16 protein-coding genes are annotated in these 19357 nt (G+C 63.6%); 13 read left to right on the forward strand and 3 right to left on the reverse strand.

The genetic code is table 11. The features are described 5' to 3' along the window. The first annotated feature begins 164 nt into the window (after nucleotides 1-164). From DB459_RS13440 to garD, 9 genes are all read left to right on the forward strand, one after another. Entirely contained in the window at nucleotides 165-1457 is a 1293-nt protein-coding gene (locus DB459_RS13440) for an adenylosuccinate synthase (RefSeq protein ID WP_253713341.1), read from the forward strand. 39 nt (nucleotides 1458-1496) lie between these two features. Next, nucleotides 1497-3083, forward strand: a complete 1587-nt coding sequence (locus DB459_RS13445; RefSeq protein WP_253713342.1) for a hypothetical protein — start codon at nucleotides 1497-1499, stop codon at nucleotides 3081-3083. Between the two features lie 25 nt (nucleotides 3084-3108). Continuing rightward, entirely contained in the window at nucleotides 3109-3699 is a 591-nt protein-coding gene (locus tag DB459_RS13450; RefSeq protein WP_253713343.1) for a formyltransferase family protein, read from the forward strand. 195 nt (nucleotides 3700-3894) lie between these two features. Further along, nucleotides 3895-4482, forward strand: a complete 588-nt coding sequence (locus DB459_RS13455) for a 3'-5' exoribonuclease domain-containing protein (RefSeq protein WP_253713344.1) — start codon at nucleotides 3895-3897, stop codon at nucleotides 4480-4482. Continuing rightward, a complete protein-coding gene (locus tag DB459_RS13460) occupies nucleotides 4466-5464 on the forward strand; it encodes a nucleotidyltransferase domain-containing protein (protein WP_253713345.1) in 999 nt (332 codons plus the stop codon). The genes DB459_RS13455 and DB459_RS13460 overlap by 17 nt, the downstream gene beginning before the upstream one ends. A 192-nt stretch (nucleotides 5465-5656) precedes the next feature. Continuing rightward, entirely contained in the window at nucleotides 5657-6763 is a 1107-nt protein-coding gene (locus DB459_RS13465; RefSeq protein WP_371926983.1) for a lactonase family protein, read from the forward strand. 139 nt (nucleotides 6764-6902) lie between these two features. Continuing rightward, a complete protein-coding gene (locus tag DB459_RS13470; protein ID WP_253713346.1) occupies nucleotides 6903-7793 on the forward strand; it encodes a LysR substrate-binding domain-containing protein in 891 nt (296 codons plus the stop codon). 584 nt (nucleotides 7794-8377) lie between these two features. Next, the gene (gene kdgD / locus DB459_RS13475) at nucleotides 8378-9304 is read left to right on the forward strand and encodes a 5-dehydro-4-deoxyglucarate dehydratase (protein ID WP_253713347.1); all 927 of its coding nucleotides are present in this window, start codon (nucleotides 8378-8380) and stop codon (nucleotides 9302-9304) included. A gap of 200 nt (nucleotides 9305-9504) precedes the next feature. Continuing rightward, the gene (gene garD, locus DB459_RS13480; protein WP_253713348.1) at nucleotides 9505-11052 is read left to right on the forward strand and encodes a galactarate dehydratase; all 1548 of its coding nucleotides are present in this window, start codon (nucleotides 9505-9507) and stop codon (nucleotides 11050-11052) included. A 290-nt stretch (nucleotides 11053-11342) separates the two neighbouring features. Here the strand turns inward: garD and DB459_RS13485 are convergent, their stop codons facing one another. Beyond that, the gene (locus DB459_RS13485) at nucleotides 11343-11795 is read right to left on the reverse strand and encodes a hypothetical protein (RefSeq protein ID WP_253713555.1); all 453 of its coding nucleotides are present in this window, start codon (nucleotides 11793-11795) and stop codon (nucleotides 11343-11345) included. Nucleotides 11796-12001: 206 nt separating this feature from the next. Here DB459_RS13485 and DB459_RS13490 point away from each other — a divergent pair, with 206 nt between their 5' ends. The 3 genes from DB459_RS13490 (at nucleotide 12002) to DB459_RS13500 (ending at nucleotide 15797) form a co-directional block, all read left to right on the forward strand. Continuing rightward, on the forward strand, nucleotides 12002-12529 hold the full coding sequence (locus DB459_RS13490) for a sorbitol dehydrogenase family protein (protein ID WP_253713349.1): 528 nt from the start codon (nucleotides 12002-12004) through the stop codon (nucleotides 12527-12529). A 41-nt stretch (nucleotides 12530-12570) separates the two neighbouring features. Beyond that, nucleotides 12571-14028, forward strand: a complete 1458-nt coding sequence (locus DB459_RS13495) for a cytochrome c (protein ID WP_253713350.1) — start codon at nucleotides 12571-12573, stop codon at nucleotides 14026-14028. Nucleotides 14029-14162: 134 nt separating this feature from the next. Further along, nucleotides 14163-15797 carry a GMC family oxidoreductase gene (locus tag DB459_RS13500; protein WP_253713351.1) on the forward strand — a complete coding sequence of 545 codons (1635 nt, stop codon included), beginning with the start codon at nucleotides 14163-14165 and terminating at the stop codon, nucleotides 15795-15797. Between the two features lie 80 nt (nucleotides 15798-15877). Here the strand turns inward: DB459_RS13500 and aroE are convergent, their stop codons facing one another. Continuing rightward, on the reverse strand, nucleotides 15878-16795 hold the full coding sequence (aroE, locus tag DB459_RS13505; RefSeq protein WP_253713352.1) for a shikimate dehydrogenase: 918 nt from the start codon (nucleotides 16793-16795) through the stop codon (nucleotides 15878-15880). After that, nucleotides 16716-18299 carry a GMC oxidoreductase gene (locus DB459_RS13510; protein ID WP_253713353.1) on the reverse strand — a complete coding sequence of 528 codons (1584 nt, stop codon included), beginning with the start codon at nucleotides 18297-18299 and terminating at the stop codon, nucleotides 16716-16718. The genes aroE and DB459_RS13510 overlap by 80 nt, the downstream gene beginning before the upstream one ends. A gap of 99 nt (nucleotides 18300-18398) precedes the next feature. On the opposite strand from DB459_RS13510, the gene DB459_RS13515 reads away from it, so the two are divergent. Next, nucleotides 18399-19304, forward strand: coding sequence for an AraC family transcriptional regulator (locus tag DB459_RS13515; protein ID WP_253713354.1), 906 nt, complete (start codon nucleotides 18399-18401; stop codon nucleotides 19302-19304). Nucleotides 19305-19357: the final 53 nt, after the last annotated feature.

The following is a 19357-nucleotide window of genomic DNA, read 5'->3' on the forward strand; positions in this document are numbered from 1 at the left end:
CTTCGGGGCGCCGGACCCGGCCATTTGTCTTGCGTCCGGAGGCCGCATCCTTTATCCGGGGGAACGTCCCGCATGCGCGCGGCCCCGGCCGCAACGCGGGACGTTTCTGCGTCAGGAACCCGGCGGATGATCCCTCGGGTCGCGATTTCAGGGGACTTCAGCCCATGGCCAATGTTGTCGTCGTCGGCGCCCAGTGGGGCGACGAGGGAAAGGGCAAGATCGTCGACTGGCTCTCGGAGCAGGCTGACGTCGTGGTCCGGTTCCAGGGCGGCCATAATGCCGGCCACACCCTGGTCATCAACGGAAATACCTACAAGCTGGCGCTGCTGCCGTCCGGCGTGCTGCGGCCCTCGAAGCTGTCGGTGATCGGCAACGGCGTGGTGTTCGACCCCCAGGCCTTCATCGACGAGGTCGAGCGGCTGCGGGCCCAGGGCGTCGCGGTGTCGCCGGAGAATCTGCGCGTCGCCGAAAACGTCACGCTGATCCTGCCGCTCCATCGCGAACTCGACGCGCTGCGCGAATCCTCCAACACCGGCACCGCCATCGGCACCACCCGGCGCGGCATCGGCCCGGCCTATGAAGACAAGGCCGGCCGCCGCGCGATCCGGCTGATGGACCTCGCCGACCCGGCGACCCTGCCGCACAAGATCGACCGCCTGCTGGCGCATCACAATGCGCTGCGCCGCGGATTGAGCCTGCCGGAGATCGATGGCGGCGCGCTGTTCGCCGAGCTCGAGGCCCTGGCGCCGCAGGTGCTGCCTTATGCCGAGACGGTGTGGATGCTGCTCGATCAGCACCGCCGCGAGGGCAAGCGCATCCTGTTCGAAGGCGCGCAGGGCGCGTTGCTCGACGTCGACCACGGCACCTACCCTTACGTCACCTCGTCCAACACGGTGGCGGCCCAGGCGGCAACCGGCAGCGGCATCGGCCCGAGTTCGGTCGGTTATGTGCTCGGCATCTGCAAGGCCTACACCACCCGGGTCGGCATGGGGCCGTTCCCGACCGAGCTCACCAACGAGATCGGTGAGGAGATCGGCCGGCGCGGCAAGGAATTCGGCGTCAACACCGGGCGCAAGCGGCGCTGCGGCTGGTTCGATGCGGTGCTGGTGCGGCAGACCGCCCGGACCTGCGGCATCCACGGCCTGGCGCTGACCAAGCTCGACATCCTCGATGGCTTCGACACCATCGACGTCTGCACCGGCTACGAACTCGACGGCAAGGTGATCGACCATCTCCCGGCGGGAGAGGGCGCGCAGGCCCGGGTGAAGCCGATCTACGAGACGATCGAAGGCTGGAAGGAACCGACTGCCAATGCGCGGTCGTGGGCCGACCTGCCGGCCCAGGCCATCAAATATGTTCGTCGCGTCGAGGAGCTGGTCGGCTGTCCGATCGCCTTGCTTTCGACAAGCCCGGAACGCGAGGATACTATTCTCGTACAGAATCCGTTTGAGGATTGATCGTAACCGGGCCATCGCGGCCCACCGGTGTGGACATTCATGGCTGACTACTATCCGCTCATCGCGCGGGCCGTCGCCGGCCTCGATCCCGGTGCTCCCGGCGAGGCGCGGCGTGCGCTTTACGAGCGGGCCCGGACCGCGCTGATCGCGCAATTGCGCAGCGTCGAGCCGCCGCTGACGGAAACCGAAATCACCCGCGAACGCCTCTCGCTGGAGGAGGCGATCCGCAAGGTCGAATCCGAGGCGGCGCAGCGGGCCAGGATCGAGCCGCCGAAATCCGATCCCCTGGCGCGGACCCGTCCCGGCGATTCGCTGCGCTCGACGGTGCGCAGCCGGGCCAATGTCACCGAACGCGCCAATGCCGGCGAATCGGCCGCCGGCCGCGACCGGCCGGGCCGCGAGCGTGTCGCCCCGCCGGCCGAGGAGGCCCAGCGGCCGGCGCGTCCGCCGCGGCCCGAACCGCCGCAGGCTCCGCAGCCTTCATCGCCGCAGCCTTCAACCCCGTCGACCGAACCGTCCCGGCGTGAGGCGTCGCGACCGCAGCCGCCTGCGCCGCCGGACGCCAGGCGTCCGGCGCGCGGCGCCGACGCCGGCGGGCTGCGCGGCTTCCGCGATGTGGTGGCCGATGCCGACGACCTCGGCAACGCCGCGGCCCAGGCCAATCGGTCGGCCCGCCGGACCTATGCCAATGTCCCCTCGCCCTCGCCGGAATTCGACCGGATCGAGCCGAGCATGGACAACCGCGTCGATCCGACGGCGGAGGCGCCCTACGGTCATGACGAGGAGCCGAAGGAGCAGGCGCCCGCGTCGCGCATGGCGCCGCCCAAGTCGCCGGGCGGCAAGACGGCGCGGCGGCTGCCGGGCCTGAGCGCCTTCCCGGTCAGGACAGCGATGATCCTCGGCATCGTGCTGGTGCTCGCCGGCATCGGCGCGCTGGCCCTGCCCAAGGCGTGGCCGCTGCTTCGGGGCATGATGAAGACCCAGCCTGTCGCCGAGGCGCCGGTGGCGCCGGCACCGTCCGATGCCGGCACACGGCCGAAGATCGCCGACCGGGTGGGCCAGCCGGGCGCGACCCAGATCGCGCCGGTGGCGCAGAAGGTCGTGCTCTATGACGAGGACCCGTCCGATCCGAGGGGCAAGAGCTATACCGGCACCGTCGTCTGGCGGACCGAACAGATCGCGGCGGCGGCCGGCCAACCGGCCGATGTCGCCGTGCGCGCCGATATCGAGGTGCCGGATCGCAAGCTCAAGATGTCGCTGTCGATCCGCCGCAACACCGACACCTCGCTGCCGGCGAGCCACACCGCCGAACTCACCTTCAGCCTGCCGCCGGATTTCGCCGGCGGCGGCGTCGCCAACGTGCCCGTGATCCTGATGAAGTCCAGCGAACAGGCCAAGGGCACGCCGCTCGCCGGCCTCGCGGTCAAGGTCACCGACGGCTTCTTCCTGATCGGCCTGTCCAACGTCGACGCCGACAAGTCGCGCAACATCCAGCTCCTCAAGGAGCGGTCGTGGTTCGACATCCTGCTGGTCTTCAACAACCAGCGTCGCGCCATCCTGGCGATCGAGAAGGGGGCGCCGGGCGAACGCGCCTTCGGCGACGCCTTCGCGGCGTGGGGGCAATAGCACAGCAATAAGGGGCGTTTTCTCCATGCGGATTACCCTGGTCGGGTCGCGGCACTTCGGCGTGACCGTGTTGAACATGTTGCGCCAGCACGACCAGGACGTCGTCCGGGTGGTGGTGCACGAGGGCGGCGACCGCCTGGTGGCGGCGGCGAAGGCCGCCGGCATCGAGGTCGTGGTCCAGGCCGACCGCAAGACGGTCACCGCCGCGGAAATCGCGCCCGGCACCGATCTGATCGTCACTGCCCATAGCCACGCCCGGGTCACCCGCGAGGCCCTGGCGGCGTCGCGGCTCGGCGGCGTCGGCTATCATCCCTCGCTGCTGCCGCGCCATCGCGGCCTCGCGGCGGTGGAGTGGACGATCCGCGAAGGCGATCCGATCGCCGGCGGCACCATCTATCAACTCGCCGACCGGATGGATGCCGGCGCCATCGTCGTCCAGGACTGGTGCTTCGTGAAGAAGGGCGAGACCGCCCGCGAGTTGTGGGAGCGCGCGCTGGCGCCGCTCGGCGTGCGGCTGCTCGCCGAGGCCGTCGAGATCGCCCGCCGGACCGGCTCGCTGCCGTCCAGGCCGCAGGACGAAACCTTCGCCACGCTGGCGCCGGCCATCAGCGACTGAGCTGATAACAGGCACCTACTTCGTGCCGGACTGCGTTCTGATGCTAAATTCCCGAGCCCGGCCGAATAGTCTATAGTTCGTGCCGCTCGTCCGATATCGGACCCGTTACTGCCGCCAATCGAAAGTACTTCGGAAATGCTCATTAGCCAAGCCGAACTGCGACGCGCGAGTTCAGGGGCAAAAAAGGGACGGGCAGTGGACGCCTATTTTTCGGCGGACGTTGAGACCGACGGCCCGATACCGGGGCCATATTCCATGCTTTCGTTCGCGCTCGTTTATGCGGGCTCATTTGACGGAAGCAAGTTTGAGCGGCCGCTGGATTACCAACAGGTATTCTACAGAGAGCTTCGCCCGATTTCCGAGCAGTTTGAACAGGAAGCTCTTGACGTCAACAGACTCGATAGACGCCGTTTACTCATTGAGGGAACTCTCCCGGAAGAGGCCATGACCGAAGCGAGCGAGTGGATCAGAGCGGTTGCGGGAAATGCGCAGCCAGTTCTGGTCGCCTATCCTCTGAGCTTCGACTGGTCTTGGTTGTATTGGTACTTTGTCAGGTTTTCCTCGACTGGATCCCCCTTTAATCACTCACGTTGTTTCGACGTTAAAACCGCGCTTGCGGTAAAGACCGGGATTCCGATTAGCGAGGCGGGGAGGTCTCGGCTAACGGAGCCGTTACGTTCTCGGCGCAGCCATACTCATCACGCAGTTGATGATGCGATCGAGCAAGCAGAGATATTTGCAAACATCTTTCGGTGGGAGAGAGATAGTGGGGGAATTATCTGACCGACGGACGCAAACGGAGAAACGTATAAATCAATTGAGCGAGCACTTAGAGCCAGCTGAAAAAATCGCCGCCGGGAAAGCATCAGTTTATGCAACCGGATCTTTTGGGCGACGCGAGGCCAGTCAATCGAGTGACCTCGATCTATTTATCGTTGGAAAGCCGGGTGACATCGACGACAAGGGGAAGGAAAAGCGACCGTTAAGTAAGCTGGACGAAATTCTTGTGAAGGCCAAGCTGATTGAGCTTACGAGAGATCTTGGCATTAAGGATTTTTCCGGTGACGGACGATATCTCGTCTATTACTCAGTTCAGGATCTGACCAGCACCCTCGGGACTCCTGATGATGACGTTTTAAACACTTTTACAGCCCGCCTGCTGTTGTTACTCGAAAGCTTCCCTCTTGTTGAAAGAGGGGTGTACGAGGATGTCATAAAGCAAGTCATTGACGCATATTGGCGAGATTTCGAAGATCATAGTTCGTCATTTATGCCCGCGTTCTTGGCAAATGATATTCTTAGACTTTGGCGTACGTTTTGTGTGAATTACGAAGCCAGAACAGTTCGTGTGCCGGAAATCGAAAAAGCTAAAGGAAAAACCACTAACTACAAACTGAAGCATAGCCGAATGCTGACGTGCTATTCTGCTTTGCTGTACCTGTTGGCGGTCTATGTTGAAAAAGGAACTGTGCAGCAGGCCGATGCATTTCACATGACCCAACTAACTCCCACTAGTCGGCTCGATTGGTTGTCTAGTCATGAAGGTGCCGCCTCGGCGCGTTCCGTCCTCGAGAAGCTCCTATCCAAGTACGAGGAGTTTCTTGCGACCACAAGTGACGGAGATTCGAAACTGATTGAGCGTTTCATGGATCGAGAGCAAAGCCATCGGCTCATGAACGCAGCGTACGAATTTGGGGATCTCATGTTTGACGCTTTGGCGGCAATCGGAGGGTCAAATCGGTTTTATCGTCTATTAGTGGTTTAGTTCAAACTGAACTTCTGCAGAATTAATGCCCATACGGCATCGATCGATGCCCACTCTAAAATGGCCCGGCATCGGCCCGCTTCCTACCCTCCCGGCGAAAAACCAAAGCCCCCTGAAGACGCGCGCCGGTCGCTGCGAGAACGCTCGCCGCAAGACCGACAACGATAACCAACCGGGAGGATATCGATGTTCATCATCAAGCTCGCGACGCTGACGACGACGCTGCTGCCGCTGGCCGCCATCGCCATGAGCGCGGCGGCGCGCGCCGAGACCTTCGCCTATGTCGGCAATGCCGACAGCAACGACATCACGGTGCTGCGGCTGTCGGACAACGGCGAGATGACCATGGTGGAGACCGTGCCGTTTTCCGGCGTCGCCAAGGCGGGCGGCTCGACGCCGCTCGCGGTCAGTCCCGACCGGCGCCGGCTCTATGCCGGCGTGCGCTCCGAGCCGTTCCAGGTGCTGACCTTCGCCATCGACGGCAAGACCGGCCGCCTCACGTTCCGCGGCAGCGCGCCGCTCGCCGACAGCATGGCCAACATCGCCGCTGACCGCAGCGGCAAATTCCTGTTCAGCGCCTCCTACGGCGGCAACAAGGTGGCGCTCAATCCGATCGGCGATGACGGCGTGGTCGAGGCGCCGAAGCAGGTGATCCCGACCGGGCTCAATGCCCACGCCTTCCTGCCTTCGCCGGACAACCGTTTCGCCTTCGCCACCAGCCTCGGCTCCGATCAGGTGCTGGGCTTCGGCTTCGATGCAACGCGCGGCGTGCTGACGCCGATGGCGGCGCCGGTGGCGAAGCTTGGCGAGAAGAACGGGCCGCGCCACTTCGTCTTCCATCCCGACGGCACCAGCGTCTATCTTCTCAACGAGCTCAGCGCCGCGCTGATCGTCTACGGCTATGACGCGGCAAGCGGCGCCTGGCGCGAGGTTCAGACGACCAGCGCGCTGCCGCAGGGCTTCGCGGGCAAGGCTTTTGAAGGGAAACCCTGGGCCGCCGATCTGCATCTCACGTCGGACGGCCGCTTTCTCTATGCCAGCGAGCGCACCTCGAGCACGATCGCGGCGTTCCGCGTCGAGGACGGCGGTCGGCTCGCGCCGCTCGGCAGCGTGCCGACGCAGCGGCAGCCGCGCGGCTTCGCCATCGATCCGTCGGGCCGCGTGCTCGCCGCGGTGGGCGAACTGTCCGACGCCATGACCGTCTACGCGATCGACGGCGCGAGCGGCGCGCTCAGGCCGGTGCAGACGCTCGAGGTCGGCGGCAAGCCGAACTGGGTGGAGTTCGTGACGCTGCCGTAAGGCTTCGCAGGAAAGTCGTGGAGAGCGGGTGGCCACGCCCGTGCGCCGACGACACGCGGGCAAGCCGGTGTTTGCCGTCAGGAAAGCATCCATGCTAAATGTCGGGCCGAAAGGGGCGATCGATAACCGATTGGCATCGATGTTCGATATCATGCAGCTGCGCTGCTTCGTCGCCGTGGCCGAAGAGCTCCATTTCGGCCGCGCCGCGCTGCGGCTCAACATGACCCAGCCGCCGCTCAGCCGGCAGATCCAGGTGCTCGAGCGCATCATCGATGCGCCGCTGCTCGAGCGCACCAGCCGCGCCGTGCGCCTGACCCCGGCGGGCCGCAGTTTCCTGCCCGAGGCGCGGCGCATCCTCAAGCTCGCCGCCGGCGCGGCTCACACCGCCAAGCGTATCGCCGCCGGCAAGACCGGCGGCATCAAGCTCGGCTTCACCGCCGGGGGCGCCTATTCCTTCCTGCCGCAACTCGTCACCGCGCTGCATCGCCGCCTGCCGGAGGTCGATCTCGCACTCAAGGAAATGATCAGCGCCGATCAGTTCGAGGCGCTCGGTTCCGGCGAGATCGATATCGCCCTGCTGCGGCCGCCGGTGGCGCGGCCCGAGCTCGATTCACTGCGCGTCGTCGCCGAGCCGCTGGTGGCCGCGGTGCCGGCGGAACATGCGCTGGCCGGCCGGCCGAGCCTGTCGCTGGCCGATTTCGATGGCCAGCCCTTCGTCATGTACGCGCCCTACGAGTCGCGCTATTTCCACGACCTGCTGGTCGCCGAATTCAGCCGCGCCGGTGTGCTGCCGCGCTATGTCGAGCATCTCAGCCAGATCCATTCGATTCTGTCGCTGGTGCGGGCCGGCCTCGGCCTCGCGGTGGTGCCGCAGGCGGCCGAGGGCCTGCGCATGGAGGGCATCGTGCTGCGGCCGCTGCGCATCAAGGCGCCGCGGGCCGCCGAGATGTTCCTCGCCTGGCGGCGCGACGCCGACAATCCGCTGCTGCCGACGGTGGTCGAGGTCGGCCGCGAGATCGCCCGGGTCTGAGCAAGAGCGCGCCACGGAGCGAATAGATGCGCGCTGACCACAATTCATTCTCGTCATGGCCGGGCTTGTCGCCCGGAAGTCGGATGTTTCCGACTTCCGGCATTAAGGAGAACGCGATCCGGTGAAGGCCGGATCGCTATGCCATCCACGTCTTTCAGGGCGAGAGGCTCCAAAGTCGTGGATGCCCGGCACAAGGCCGGGCATGACGATTGGCTGAAAGAGTGGCTGCTTTCTCCGCTGTCATCGTCTGGTTGCGCCCCCCCCCCCACAGGAGAGTCCGCACGCTCCGAACGGTACCAACGCGATGACAAGACTCAGCCTCTGACGAAATCTGCGCGCCGGCTGCGGATCAGAGTGTGCATATCGTAGCGCGTTCGCGGAGGACGACGGTGTGTGGTGGCGGCCGGCGTCTCGGCCGAGAGTCTGGTCCGCCGATCGATGCGGATTTGGCATCGATCGACCCAGCCTTTGGCTTGGACCCGATGAAGGCCGGCGCCTAGACCGGACGCTGAACCCCTTGTCCTTGATTTCGTCCGGCCGCCCCGCGCGTCGACGCGCCGGCCGACCGCGCAGGAGATTGCCCCATGACTTCGAGCTTCACCCCGCGGGACATGGCCCGGCGCATCGGCGCCGGCCTGCTGTCGTTCCCGGTGACGCCGTTCCGGTCCGACCTGGCCTTCGACGAGGAGCGCTATCGCGACAATCTCGACTGGCTGTGCGGCTACGAGATCGCCGGCCTGTTCGCCGCCGGCGGCACCGGCGAGTTCTTCTCCCTGACCCTCGCCGAAGTGGAACGGGTGGTGCGGATCGCGGTCTCCGAAACCCGCGGCCGCGTCCCGGTGCTTGCCGGCGCCGGCTACGGCACCGCCATTGCCAGGGAAATGGTGGCGGCCGCCGAACGCGCCGGCGCCGACGGCATCCTTTTGCTGCCGCCCTATCTCGTCGGTTCCGAGCAGGAGGGGCTGGCCGCCCATGTCGCGGCGGTCTGCGCCGCGACGAAGCTCGGCGTCATCGTCTACAACCGCGACAATGCCCGGCTGAACGAGGCGACGCTGGAGGCGCTGTGCGGCCGCTGTCCCAACCTCGTCGGCTACAAGGACGGCATCGGCGACGTCGAACTGATGGTGCGGATCTACAACCGGCTGGGCGATCGGCTGACCTATATCGGCGGCCTGCCCACCGCGGAAACCTTCGCGCTGCCCTACCTGGAGATGGGCGTCACCACCTATTCCTCGGCGGTGTTCAACTTCGTGCCGCAATTCGCCACCGAGTTCTATGCCGCGGTGCGCCGCCAGGACCGCGCCGCGGTGCAGGCCGGCCTGCGCGACTTCATCCTGCCGCTGATCGCGATCCGCAACCGAGCCAAGGGCTATGCGGTGTCGATGATCAAGGCCGGCATGAAGGTGATCGGCCGCGACAGCGGCCCGGTGCGACCGCCGCTGACCGATCTCACCGAAGGCGAGATCGCCGAGCTCGCCGCGCTGGTGCACGGCCTGCGACCGTCATCCTGAGGTGCGCGCGATAGCGCGCCTCGAAGGATCGACGGTCCGGGCCACGCCGCCCTTCGGGGGTCGCGCGCTTCGCGCCCGACCGCCTCAGGGTGACGTGGAGAAAGATCGGGAGCGGTGTCAAAGCCGCCGAAGCGTTGCCAATGGCCGTCTTCGCCCCCAGATTGGAGGTGGAGTGCAAGGGAGAAGACGAGAAAACAGCGATGCTCAAGGTTCAGCCGCAGCCCGCCACCAGGCCGCTCTACATCCGCATGCGCGACGAGGACAATGTCGCCATCGTCGCCAACCGCGGCGGGCTGCATCCCGGGGCGGAATTTCCCTGCGGACTGCGCCTCGTCGAGCAGATCCCCCAGGGCCACAAGGTGGCGCTCGCCGACATCGCGCAAGGCGCGCCGATCATCCGCTATGGCGAGGTCATCGGCCATGCCGCGGCGCCGATCGAGAAGGGCAGCTGGGTCAGGGAAGCGCTGGTGGCGATGCCGGAGGCGCCATCGCTGACCGACCTGCCGAAGCCGCGCGGCGCCGCCGCGCCGGAGCCGCTGGAAGGCTTCACCTTCGAGGGCTACCGCAATCCCGACGGCAGCGTCGGCACCCGCAACATCCTCGCCATCTCCACCAGCGTGCAATGCGTCGCCGGCACCGTCGAATATGCGCTGAGGCGCATCCGCGGCGAGCTGCTGCCGAACTACCCCCATGTCGACGACGTCGTCGCCATCACCCATACCTATGGCTGCGGCGTCGCCATCAACGCGCCTGGCGCGGCGGTGCCGATTCGCACCCTGCAGAACCTTGCGAAGAATCCCAATTTCGGCGGCGAGGTCATGATCGTCGGGCTCGGCTGCGAGAAGCTGCAGCCCGAGCTGCTGCTGCCCGAGGGCCTGCAGGCCGACGACGAGATCATGCGGATGCAGGACGAAAACCTCACCGGCTTCGGCGAGATCGTCGACAACATCGTGCGCATGGCCGACGCGCGGCTGAAGGTGCTCAATGAGCGCCGCCGCGAAACCGTGCCGGCCTCCGAGCTCGTGGTCGGCATGCAGTGCGGCGGCAGCGACGCCTTTTCCGGCGTCACCGCCAATCCGGCGCTCGGCTTCGCCGCGGATCTGCTGGTGCGCGCCGGCGCCACCGTGATGTTCTCGGAAGTGACCGAGGTGCGCGACGCCATTCACCTCCTGACGCCGCGCGCGGTCGATCAGGAGGTCGCCGACGCGCTGGTGCGCGAGATGGCCTGGTACGACCGTTACCTGGAGCAGGGCGCCGCCGATCGCAGCGCCAACACCACGCCCGGCAACAAGAAGGGCGGGCTCTCCAACATCGTCGAGAAGGCGATGGGCTCGGTGATCAAGTCCGGCACCAGCCCGATCGCGGGCGTGCTGTCACCCGGCGAGCGGGTGCGCCAGCGCGGCCTGATCTTCGCCGCCACCCCGGCGAGCGACTTCATCTGCGGCACGCTGCAGCTCGCCTCGGGCATGAACCTGCACGTCTTCACCACCGGTCGCGGCACGCCCTACGGTCTTGCCGCGGCGCCGACCATCAAGGTGGCGACGCGCAGCGATCTCAAGCAGCGCTGGCACGACCTGATCGACGTCGATGCCGGCACCATCGCCACCGGCGAAGCCACCATCGAGGACGTCGGCTGGGAGATCTTCCGCCTGATCCTCGACGTCGCCTCGGGCCGCAAGCAGACCTGGGCCGACCACTGGGGCATTTCGAACGCGCTGGCGCTGTTCAATCCGGGGCCGGTGACGTGACGAAAGGCTGAAGCGGCCCAGTACTCCGTGTCGTCGCAATCGGGAACGGCGGCGGACGCTCCGCGCTTCACCACCGCCACGACGTACTGGTGCCCGCTTGAAGCGAAGGGCTCTGCAGACGTACGCTCAGTGGTCATGGCCGCGCCGGCAGCCGTCTGTAACTTCCGCCGCGCGGTTTTCGATTCCGACGCCCCTCACCCGGACCGCTGACGCGGTCCGACCTCTCCCCGCTGACGCGGGGCGAGGTGACGACTGGAGCTATCGCCAAATTTTGGTGACGGCCGGGGCGGTCAGGCGGCGGCGGTTATGGGCTGACGGTCGGTCGGCTTGGCGATGACCTCGATCCCATCGTTGAATGTCACACCGAGAACGAGTTTTGGCAACTGGTTGTGGCCATCGAGGCGACGCCAGCTTTTCTGTGCGCCTTCGAGCAATTTGAAGACCATCGCGAGCGCGGTCCTGTTCGACAGGCAACCCTTCGACCAGATCGTGCGGTGGCGCACGGTAGCGAAGGTGCTTTCAATGGGATTGGTCGTCCGCTCGCGCTCCGGCAGGTGACCGTGACGGACCACGCGCTGGCGGCGGTCCCCGGTCTTCAAGTCGGCATGCTTGCCGAGAAAGTCCGCAACCTCGGCCTCGACCGCCTGAGCCAACAGGGCACGCGCCCCATTGCGCAAGATTTCGGTGAGTTGGTCGTCGACGTTTCCTGGCTGAATCGGCTTGAGAATATTATCTTTGGACACGGCACATCGCTCCCTCGGTGGAGAAGCGGAGGCGTCAAGCACCCCCACGATATGCCGCCTTTCCGATTCCTGCCGTCACCAACTTTCAGCGATATCTCAACTTCGAGTGGCATGACTTTAATTTTAATACTATATGCGCTTTGGGAGACGATTCCATCGTTTGAAGCGACTCCGCTCCCAGAGCGGCGAACTACAAGGAACAAGACATGTCAGAAAAGACTTTGATGTCGCGGCGTCGATTGCTGCTGAACTCGGGCATATCCGTTATCGGTCTGAGCCTGTTGCCAGCCATCGCCAGCCCCGCGCTGGCTTCTGTTCCCGCGAATGATGCCCTGTCAGGTTTTATCTCTTTTTCCCGCCTTGCGACCGGGCATAACGATCTTGATGAAAAGATCGGCAGCCAGCTTTATGCGGCGCTTTCCGCCAAGGATGCCGCCTTTACCGACAATCTCCGCAAGCTTGTCGACATGGTCCGCGGCGGCGCACATGCCGATGTGGAATCGCTGGATGCGGCCCTGACGGGAAACCCGCTTCGTGACACGCTCCTTGGTATCATCAAGGCCTGGTATAGCGGCGTGGTCGAAGAAGGAACCGGCGCCACGGTCTATGCCTTTGAAAAGGCGCTGATGTATCAACCCGCCCGCGATGTTGTCGTTATCCCGACTTTTGCTTTCAACGGACCGGATTACTGGGTTGCTGAACCCAATCCGGTATCGCAGATGCCGCGGTTCTGATCCGTTCACAATTCATATTCAAAGCAATGATCGGAAGAGAATTGATTTTCAATCCCTCTGTTGGCGTCTCCGTGTTCAAAAGAAAGACGCAGGCGATCGCGGGTCTGTCCGCTGTCATCGCCTTCTTCACATTGTCATCCGCTGTTCTGGCCGCGGATGCCGAGCTGATCGCCCGCGGTAAATATCTTGCCAAGGGGGCAGACTGTTCCGCCTGTCATACCAATGGTGAAGCCGGTGCTGCTTTCGCCGGCGGCTACGCCATTCATTCGCCGATGGGTGAGATCTATTCCACGAATATCACGCCTTCGAAGCAATACGGGATTGGCAGCTACACGGAAGAGCAGTTTGCCCGCGCCGTGCGCGAAGGTGTCCGTCCCGATGGCGGGCATCTTTATCCGGCAATGCCTTATCCTTCCTATTCGCGCATGACGGATGAGGACGTGAAGGCGCTTTACGCCTATTTCATGAATGAAGTTCCGGCCGTCGATGCGCCGGCAAAGGAAACGAAGCTTCCTTTTCCCTTCTCCATCCGCGCGTCGATGATCGGCTGGAACTTGCTGTTCCTCAACAACGAGCGTTTCATGCCGGATGCGGGCCACAGTGCCGAATGGAATCGCGGAAAATATCTGGTTGATGTTCTGGCCCACTGTGGCGACTGCCATACGCCCCGCAACCTGCTGATGGCGTCCGACAGCAGCCAGTATCTTGCCGGCGGCGATGTCGGCCCATGGCATGCGCCGAACCTGACGAGCGACAAGGTCAGCGGTATCGGCGGCTGGTCCGATGAAGCGCTTCAGTCCTACCTTCTGACAGGTAAGTCCGAGCATGCGCGCACCTCCGGTCCCATGGCCGAAGCCGTGCAGCACAGCCTGCAATATCTCACCGTCGACGATACGAAGGCAATGATCGCCTATCTGCGGACGGTCGCGCCGATACGCACGGCCGGGCAAACCGCACCGGACTTTTCGCATGGCGAAGCCGCAACGTCCTACGATATCGCCGCGACGGCATCCCGCCGTGGCGGCACGGTCCTGACGAACACGATGGATGGCGCCGACCTCTACGAGCAGGTTTGTGCAAGCTGTCACCAGTCGTCCGGCGCGGGCACGCGGGACGGTTTCTATCCGGCGCTGATCAAGAACACGACGACCGGACAGGCGAATGCGACGGACCTCGTTGCGACCATCGTTTACGGTGTGCAGCGTGAAGTCGGCGGGCATGAAACGTTGATGCCCGGCTTCGGCGAGAAATCGCTGGTTCAGCCGCTGACCGATACGCAGATCGCTTCCGTCTCGAACTATGTCCTCAAGACCTTCGGAAATGCCTCTGCGAAGGTGACGCCACAGGACGTCGCGACGATCCGCGCCGGTGGACCGGAAGCCCTGCTTGCCAAGCTGGCCGACCCGAAAATTCTGGCGGCTGTCGGAATTGCCGGTCTTGTCGTGATCGTCGCTGTCTTGGCTGCTGTGCTGCGCCGCAGACCCAGAGCGACTGCCTGACGTCATTTCAGGCGGCGCGGCAAAGCGTGCGGTCAAGGTTTTTCAAGCAATGTACGGGCCTTTTTGCCCGAAACGAACGGGCTTTCATATGCTGGCGGTGCCGCGTGAAGCCTTGAAACTCAGGAGTGTCTTTTATGGCAAACGAGAAACTTTCAGCCGATGTGGTGATTGTCGGCGCAGGCATTTGCGGTTCGCTGGCAGCCCTTGAGCTAGCCCGCGCCGGGATATCGGTGCTCTTGCTCGATGCAGGTCCCCGCTACGACCGGGCGCAGATCGTCGAGAACTGGCGCGGCATGCCGCCGCACAACAAGGCGTTTTACGATTATGCGACGCCCTATCCGGTCGTTCCGTGGGCGCCGCACACCACGTTCTTCCCCGAAAACAACTACCTGATCGTCAAGGGACCGGATGCGACGGCTTACAAGCAGGGCATCATCAAGGGCGTTGGCGGCACCACCTGGCACTGGGCGGCGTCGAGCTGGCGTTACCTGCCCAACGACTTCAGGCTGAAGTCGACCTATGGTGTCGGTCGCGACTATGCGATCACATACGACGATCTCGAGCCTTACTATTATGCGGCGGAAGTCGAGATGGGGGTCAATGGTCCGAACGGGATGGATATCGTTCCGTCTGCGCCGCGCAAGAATCCATGGCCAATGGATTCCATGCCCTATGGCTACGGCGATCGCCGCTTCACGGAAATCGTCAAGCCGCTCGGTTATGACAATACGCCGGTGCCCCAGGGCCGCAACAGCCGTCCCTACGACACGCGCCCGCAGTGCTGCGGCAACAACAACTGCATGCCCATCTGTCCAATTGGCGCGATGTATCACGGTATTTACAGCGCCCAGAAAGCCGAGGCTCTGGGTACGAAGATCATTGAGAATGCCGTTGTCTACTCAATCGAGACGGACGACAAGAACCGTATCGTTGCGATGAACTATTACGATCCGGACAAGCAGTCGCACCGCGTGACCGCCAAGACCTTCGTGATCGCGGCCAATGGCATCGAAACGCCGAAGCTGCTTCTTTTGGCGGCCAACGATAAGAACCCGAACGGCATTGCCAACTCATCCGATCAGGTCGGCCGCAACATGATGGACCATCCCGGCATCGGCATGAGCTTCCAGTCGGCAGAGCCGATCTGGGCCGGTGGCGGTTCGGTGCAGATGAGTTCGATTACCAACTTCCGCGATGGGCCTTTCCGTTCAGAACACTCGGCGATCCAGATCGGTTACAACAACACGGCGCAGAACTCCCGCGCCGGCATGAAGGCGCTGTCGATGGGGCTCGTCGGCAAGAAGCTGGATGAGGAAATTCGCCGCCGCGCCGCCCACGGCGTCGATATTTACGTGAACCATGAAACCTTGGCCAATCCCGACAATCGACTGGTTCTGTCGAAGACACAGAAGGACGCGCTTGGCATTCCGCATCCGGAAGTCACCTATGACGTCGGCGAATATGTGCGTCAAGCTGCCGTGTCCTCGCGTGAGCACCTGATGACGATTGCCAATGCGATGGGGGGAACAGAGATCGAAATGACGCCCTATTTCACGCCGAACAACCACATCACCGGCGGCACGATCATGGGCAACGACCCGAAAGATTCCGTTGTGGACGGCTGGCTGCGCGCACATGACCACGAAAACCTGTTCCTTGCGACCGGCGGTGCGATGGCCGCCGCAGGCACGGTCAACTCGACGCTGACCATGGCGGCACTCGCCTTGCGTGCCGCCGACGCGATCAAGCGGGATATGAAGCACGCCTGATTGGCTGCCTCTATCGGACAAAAAGTCCCGCACCGGCCTGGCGCGGGACTTTTTCCATGTCGTTTTTTATGCGGCTTTTCTCACAGGTCGAGATCGATCAGCGCCTGGCGCATGACGGCGGCATCAACATCCAGACCGGTCCAGTATTTGATGCCGATGACACCCTGGTTGACCAGCATGCCGAGACCGTCGGCCGTCTTGCAGCCTGCGGCTTCGGCCGCGCGGATCAGCCTTGTGCGCGGTGGGTTGTGGATGCCATCGGCTACGACCATGGACGGGCGAAGCGTCGAAAGATCGATATCGGGCAATCCGTTGAGATCTGGATAGAGGCCAACGGAGGTCGCGTGGATGACAATGTCAGTGTCTTCGGGAATGGCAAAGGCTCCCTCCCATGCGGCATAGACTGCCTTGGCCGGGGTCTTTTCATCGATCAGACGAGCAACGGCTTCGCCGCGTTCTCGGCCACGGTTGACGAGGGTGATTTCGGCAGCGCCGGCCAGCGCCATTTCGACGCCGACGGCGCGCGCCGCTCCGCCAGCGCCGAACAGCACGACCTTCTTGCCCTCCGGATCGGTCACGTCGGAAAGCGCCTTCACGAAGCCCTTGCCATCGGTGTTCTCGCCAATCAGCGTGTCGCCCCGCCGGACGATGGTATTGACCGCGCCGATGATCTCGGCGGATTCGCCGAGCCCGTCGAGGTGCTGGATCACGGCGACCTTGTGGGGAATGGAGCAGTTGAAGCCTGCCCACCCCATGGCGCGGGCACCTGCCACGGCCTCCTTGAGGTTTTCCGGGCTGACCTCGCAGTTGATGTAGCGCCAATTCAAGCCATGATGCCTGTAGGCGGCCTCGATCATGGCGACCGTCGGGTTTTCGCCGGCAGGCATGGCGAAAGAGCCGGTGATCTGCGCGAGGAAGTCACGCGACATGGTTGGTCTCCTTGATTCCAATTTCAGACGAGTTCCGGCGGGAAAACCGGCTTTCGCGGAGGTGCTCACCGACGCGCAACGCCTGCGCGGCGACAGTGAGCGCGGGATTGAGCGCTGCCGAAGACGGGAAGAATCCGGCATCGACAACATAGAGATTGGTATGATCATGCGCGCGACAGAATTCGTCGAGTGCGGATTTTTTCGGATCATTACCCATGCGCACGGTACCGCACTGGTGGGATGGTCCCTCTATGCCGAAGGAGTGGCCGAGAACGATCGGAAATCCATTCTTCTTCAACAGTGAGCGCATATGCCGCACAAACCGCTCGTGCGCTTTCCGGTCTCCGGGGCGATAGATCACTTCGGCACCATATTCCTCCAATGGCCGCACCCGGCTTTCATATTTCGGGGTATCCTCGGACATGACGAGGAAATTCACGCTGTGGCGGGCGAGCAGGTTGGCGAGAAAGCCCGGCATCCAGGGGTAGGCTGCGCGGATCATCGGTCCCTGAATGTTGCCGAGCATCTGCACATTGCCGCGGGCCGCCTCGTCGCCCGGCAATCCATGATAGAAGTCGTTGATTGAGAGGGTTTTTGGAAAGCGCGTCTCGTTGACGGCAAACGGCATCAGCCCCATCAGTCCGCTCAGGTGATGGTTCATCAGATAGCGACCGACGACGCCGGACGAATTGGCAATGCCATCCGGGTTCTTCTCATCCGCCGAGCGCAGCAGAATGAGGGCGGAATTGATCGCCCCGGCCGAGAGGATGAAGAGCGGCGCTCCGGTCGTCCGGATTTCGCCTGCCCGCTCGATTTCCGCTGCGACGATTTCGCGACCGTCGGCGCCCGATATCAATCGGCGAACCCGCGCACCGGTCAGAAGAGAGACGTTGGGATGCTGCAGGGCCGGGCGCAGAAGCCGGGTTTCGGCATCGCCCTTGGCGTCGAAACGGCAGGCAAAGGCATCGCAGGTGCCGCAGCGCCGACAGAGCCCGCCGGGGCCGTAATCGATGGCCGAGGGCATGTGAAACGGGTGTAGCCCGAGACGGGCAAAACCTGCCGCCACTTTGCCGATGACCGGCTCGTGCGGGATGGCCTCATGCCGGTAGGCGGCGGACCGGGGCGGGTCGGTCGGATCATCGCTGGCCCTTCCGCGCACGCCGAAAAGGCTTTCGGCTTCGCTATAGAAGGGCTCCAGGGCGGAATAGGAAACGGGCCACTGCGGGGAAACGCCGTCTTCATGGACCACCTCGGCAAAGTCACGCTCGCGGAAGCGGAACATGGCGGTGCCGTAGAACTTGGTGTGCCCACCGACATAATAATATTGGCCGGGACGATAGCTGCGCCCGGTTTCGTCCCGGTAGAGATCCGTGGTTCGATAGCGGCTCTGAACGAAAACCGCCTCCGCATCGGCGTTTTCCGGTTCATTCGGCAGTTTTTCGCCGCGTTCGACAATCAGGATTTTCGCACCCGTCGCCGCGAGCTTCAGCGCGACTGAACTGCCGCCGACGCCTGAACCGATGATGACGACATCCGGTTTCGTCTCGAAGTCCCATTGTTTCCCGGCAGACATGCCGCATCCCCCGATCTACCGCCTTTTTTCTTGAAAATAACGATCCGAGGAGGCGGGGGCGATTTCCGTGGACGGCATGTTCTTGTATGATTGCCGCATATGGAGGCGCATAAGCTGCGAGGAAAGCCGGAATTGGAGCCGTGGTTCGAAACCGTCACCGTTCCTGCCGATCGCTCCTGGCTACTGTTCGACCGGTGTCTGCCGGAATTTCCCTTCAACTGGCATTATCATCCCGAATTCGAACTGACGCTGACGCTGAACAGCACCGGGATGCGCTTCGTCGGCGATTCGATAGAGCACTACGGCGATGGCGATCTCGTCCTTTTGGGACCGAACTTGCCGCACGCATGGCAATCGCAGGCATTGATCGAAACGCCGGGTGTTCATCGCGCAATGATCTGCTGGTTCACGCGGGATTGGATCGAGGGTCTCATCGCCCTCACGCCTGAACTGGCCGCCATCAAACCGTTGCTTGACGAAAGCGGTCATGGTGTCTGCTTCGGGGACGAGATGCCGGCGGAGGTGCGTGAGCGTCTGGCGAGACTGAACGACATTGCGCCCGAACAACAGATATTGACGCTGCTCGGCGTGCTCGTTGATCTTGCTCGGTCTTCCGATCGCAGGCCGCTTTCGACCGGCGAAGTGACGGTCAGCAGCGTGCCGCGCGACCGTGCGCGCATGGAGCGTGTGCTGAATTACATTCACGCCCATTATGCCGGCCCTGTCAGCCTCGACCCCTTGAGCGACATCGCGCATCTGAGCGAAAGCCAGCTACAACGGCTGTTCAAGCGCTCGACCCGCATGACGATCAGCCAGTATGTCGGCCACTTGCGGATCGGCAGCGCCTGCCGCCTGCTTGTCCAGACAGACCAGCCCCTTGCCCGTATTGCCGAAACGGCCGGCTTTTCCGATGCCGCACATTTTTCCCGTCAGTTCCGCGCCGCCAGAGGCATGACACCGGGCGATTACCGGCGTCGGTTTGCGCCCGGTCAAGCCAAGCGATGACAACGGCGAGTGCCGCCGGCCAGGCACAAAAAAGCCGGCGTCGCCGCCGGCTT

The sequence above is a fragment of the Bradyrhizobium sp. WD16 genome, from assembly GCF_024181725.1.
Lineage (GTDB): Bacteria > Pseudomonadota > Alphaproteobacteria > Rhizobiales > Xanthobacteraceae > Bradyrhizobium_A.

Excerpts from the sequence above, each read along its gene's own strand:
- DB459_RS13440 (WP_253713341.1), top strand. The coding sequence starts at position 165 with ATGGCCAATGTTGTCGTCGTCGGCGCCCAGTGGGGCGACGAGGGAAAG.
- DB459_RS13500 (WP_253713351.1), top strand. The coding sequence starts at position 14,163 with ATGGCAAACGAGAAACTTTCAGCCGATGTGGTGATTGTCGGCGCAGGC.
- DB459_RS13450 (WP_253713343.1), top strand. The coding sequence starts at position 3,109 with ATGCGGATTACCCTGGTCGGGTCGCGGCACTTCGGCGTGACCGTGTTG.
- DB459_RS13515 (WP_253713354.1), top strand. The coding sequence starts at position 18,399 with ATGGAGGCGCATAAGCTGCGAGGAAAGCCGGAATTGGAGCCGTGGTTC.
- DB459_RS13510 (WP_253713353.1), bottom strand. The coding sequence starts at position 18,299 with ATGTCTGCCGGGAAACAATGGGACTTCGAGACGAAACCGGATGTCGTC.
- garD (WP_253713348.1), top strand. The coding sequence starts at position 9,505 with ATGCTCAAGGTTCAGCCGCAGCCCGCCACCAGGCCGCTCTACATCCGC.
- DB459_RS13490 (WP_253713349.1), top strand. The coding sequence starts at position 12,002 with ATGTCAGAAAAGACTTTGATGTCGCGGCGTCGATTGCTGCTGAACTCG.
- DB459_RS13445 (WP_253713342.1), top strand. The coding sequence starts at position 1,497 with ATGGCTGACTACTATCCGCTCATCGCGCGGGCCGTCGCCGGCCTCGAT.
- DB459_RS13470 (WP_253713346.1), top strand. The coding sequence starts at position 6,903 with ATGTTCGATATCATGCAGCTGCGCTGCTTCGTCGCCGTGGCCGAAGAG.
- kdgD (WP_253713347.1), top strand. The coding sequence starts at position 8,378 with ATGACTTCGAGCTTCACCCCGCGGGACATGGCCCGGCGCATCGGCGCC.